The organism is Streptomyces colwelliae, assembly GCF_048158785.1.
Lineage (GTDB): Bacteria > Actinomycetota > Actinomycetes > Streptomycetales > Streptomycetaceae > Streptomyces.
Map to the genome: position 1 here is coordinate 1 of NZ_JBLTJC010000662.1, position 2,838 is coordinate 2,838.

Genomic DNA, 2,838 nt, shown 5'->3' on the forward strand with positions numbered 1-2,838 from the left:
GTCCAGGGACAGGCCCATGTCGCGCACGAAGCGCAGGACGACCGCGGCGAAGGCCTCGTTGATCTCGACGAGGTCGATGTCGTCGATGGTCAGCCCGGCCCTGAGCGGGGTGGCGTCGGGCCGGGCGGGATCGGGGAGTTGGCCGATCTCGTCGCCGGGGCTCCGGGGTTGCGGCTCGGCGGTTTGATGACCGTCGCTCCGCTCACCGGGGAGTACGCGGGGCGCCAACTGGAGGCGTTCGGGCGGTTGATGGATTTGTCGACTGACCTGCGCCGAGCCCATCCTGCTGCGAACATGGTGTCGGCAGGGATGAGTGCGGACCTCGAACAGGCCGTGGCAGCCGGAGCGACACATGTACGCGTCGGCACTGCGGTACTCGGCGTGCGCCCCAGGCTCGGGTAACGTCGCCAGGAAGTCGGACCACAGTAGAAAATATGGTCAATGCCGCCGAAAGCGGGCGTAACGACCTCGTGGATCGCGGGCACTTGGCAGTCGTCAGCCGATCCACCACAGAGCGGAGGACTCAGAGCATGGCCGGCGCGATGCGCAAGATGGCGGTCTACCTCGGCCTCGTGGAGGACGATGGGTACGACGGCCGGGGTTTCGACCCCGATGACGACTTCGAACCCGAACTGGACCCGGAGCCCGAGCGGGACCGTCGACGGCACGAGCCGTCGCACCAGTCACACAGCCCGCATCAGTCTCAAAGGGACGAACCGGTACGAGTGGTGCAGCCTCCGGCCCCTCGTGAACCGGTGTCCCATTCCGCTTCACTGGGTGCGGAATCAGGGCGTCCGGCGCGTATCGCGCCCGTGGCATCCATCACACAAGAACGCCAGTCCCTGGAGAAGAACGCACCGGTGATCATGCCCAAGGTCGTGTCGGAACGAGAGCCTTACCGGATCACCACACTTCACCCCCGGACCTACAACGAGGCCCGTACCATCGGGGAACACTTCCGTGAAGGCACCCCGGTGATCATGAATCTGACTGAGATGGATGACACAGACGCGAAGCGACTTGTCGACTTTGCGGCCGGTTTGGTGTTTGGTCTTCACGGCAGCATCGAGCGGGTGACGCAGAAGGTGTTCCTGTTGTCGCCTGCTAACGTCGATGTCACGGCGGAGGACAAGGCCCGCATCGCAGAGGGCGGGTTCTTCAATCAGAGCTGAGACAGACAGCCGCTAGAAGGTACGGAACAGGGGAGAGGGAAAGACAGACCATGAGCGTGTTCGCGCAGGTGATCTACATCGCGCTGATGGTGTTCCTCATCGTGCTCATCTTCCGGTTGGTCATGGACTACGTCTTCCAGTTCGCCCGCTCATGGCAACCCGGCAAGGCGATGGTGGTCGTTCTGGAGGCCGCCTACACTGTCACCGATCCACCGTTGAAGCTTCTGCGGCGGTTCATCCCGCCGTTGCGTCTCGGGGGCGTGGCGCTCGACCTGTCCTTCTTCGTCCTGATGATCATCGTCTACATCTTGATCTCTATCGTGGGCAATCTCGCGAGGTGACAGTGGACGATACGGTCTTGCCGACTGCCGATGACTACGTTGAGGTGAAGAGATGCCGTTGACCCCCGAGGACGTGCGGAACAAGCAGTTCACGACCGTCCGCCTCCGAGAAGGCTATGACGAGGACGAGGTCGATGCCTTCCTCGACGAGGTCGAAGCCGAACTGACGCGCCTGCTGCGCGAGAACGAGGACCTGCGCGCCAAGCTGGCCGCGGCCACGCGCGCAGCCGCGCAGAACCAACAGAACATGCGCAAGCCTCCCGAACAGGACCAGCAGCAGGGCGGCATGCAGCAGCAAGGCGGCATGCAGCAGCAGGGGATGCCCCAGCAGGGCATGCCCCCGCAAGGCATGCGCGGTCCGGGTGGCCCGGTGCCCGCCGGCATATCGGGCCCGCCGCAGCAGCAGATGGGCGGCCCCATGGGCGGCCCGCCCCAGCTGCCGAGCGGTGCCCCGCAGTTGCCCGCAGGCCCCAGTGGCCAGGGCGGCCCGCAGGGTCAGGGTCCGATGGGACAGGGCCCCATGGGCGGTCCGATGGGCCAGGGTCCGATGCAGGGCCAGATGCAGCAGATGGGCCAGGGCCCGATGCAGGGTCAGATGGGCGGCCAGCCCCCCATGCAGCAGCAGATGGGCGGCCCGATGGGCGGTCCCATGGGTGGCGGCATGCCGCAGCAGGGCCCCGGTGGCGACAGCGCCGCCCGTGTCCTCTCGCTGGCCCAGCAGACCGCCGACCAGGCGATCGCCGAGGCCCGTTCCGAGGCCAACAAGATTGTCGGCGAGGCCCGTTCGCGCGCCGAGGGTCTCGAGCGTGACGCCCGAGCCAAGGCCGACGCCCTGGAGCGGGACGCGCAGGAGAAGCACCGCGTCGCGATGGGCTCCCTGGAGTCCGCCCGCGCCACGCTGGAGCGCAAGGTCGAGGACCTGCGCGGCTTCGAGCGCGAGTACCGCACGCGTCTGAAGTCCTACCTCGAGTCCCAGCTGCGTCAGTTGGAGACCCAGGCCGACGACTCGCTGGCCCCGCCGCGCACTCCGGCGACCGCGTCGCTTCCGCCGTCCCCGGCGCCCTCGATGGCCCCGGCAGGCGCCAGCGCCCCGTCGTACGGCGGCAACCAGGGCATGGGCGGCCCGCCGCCCGCCGGTCCGTCCTACGGCGGCCAGCAGCAGATGTCCCCGGCCATGACCCAGCCGATGGCGCCGGTACGGCCGCAGGGCCCGTCGCCGATGGGCCAGGCTCCCTCGCCGATGCGCGGGTTCCTGATCGACGAGGACGACAACTGACCGGCCTTTAGTACGCCATAGGCGTCGGCAGCGTTCAAAAGGGCGGGGC

At 67.5% G+C, this 2,838-nt stretch carries 3 protein-coding genes and 2 pseudogenes; 4 read left to right on the top strand and 1 reads right to left on the bottom strand.

Annotated features, from left to right (window positions below; translation table 11 throughout):
* Positions 1-147 (bottom strand): annotated as a pseudogene (locus ACNFOC_RS52825) (hypothetical protein); the annotation flags it as partial.
* Between ACNFOC_RS52825 and ACNFOC_RS52830 the strand changes: the two are divergent.
* From ACNFOC_RS52830 to ACNFOC_RS52845, 4 genes and pseudogenes are all read left to right on the top strand, one after another.
* Positions 82-402 (top strand): annotated as a pseudogene (locus ACNFOC_RS52830) (alanine racemase); the annotation flags it as partial. The pseudogenes ACNFOC_RS52825 and ACNFOC_RS52830 sit on opposite strands and share 66 nt — an antisense overlap.
* Before the next feature lie 128 nt (positions 403-530).
* A complete protein-coding gene (locus tag ACNFOC_RS52835; protein ID WP_019062317.1) occupies positions 531-1,172 on the top strand; it encodes a cell division protein SepF in 642 nt (213 codons plus the stop codon).
* A 50-nt stretch (positions 1,173-1,222) separates the two neighbouring features.
* Complete coding sequence (locus tag ACNFOC_RS52840; RefSeq protein WP_019062316.1) at positions 1,223-1,513, top strand: YggT family protein; 291 nt, start codon at positions 1,223-1,225, stop codon at positions 1,511-1,513.
* Positions 1,514-1,565: 52 nt separating this feature from the next.
* Complete coding sequence (locus ACNFOC_RS52845) at positions 1,566-2,789, top strand: DivIVA domain-containing protein (RefSeq protein ID WP_416966091.1); 1,224 nt, start codon at positions 1,566-1,568, stop codon at positions 2,787-2,789.
* Positions 2,790-2,838 lie beyond the last annotated feature (49 nt).

Excerpts from the sequence above, each read along its gene's own strand:
- ACNFOC_RS52835 (WP_019062317.1), top strand. The coding sequence starts at position 531 with ATGGCCGGCGCGATGCGCAAGATGGCGGTCTACCTCGGCCTCGTGGAG.
- ACNFOC_RS52840 (WP_019062316.1), top strand. The coding sequence starts at position 1,223 with ATGAGCGTGTTCGCGCAGGTGATCTACATCGCGCTGATGGTGTTCCTC.
- ACNFOC_RS52845 (WP_416966091.1), top strand. The coding sequence starts at position 1,566 with ATGCCGTTGACCCCCGAGGACGTGCGGAACAAGCAGTTCACGACCGTC.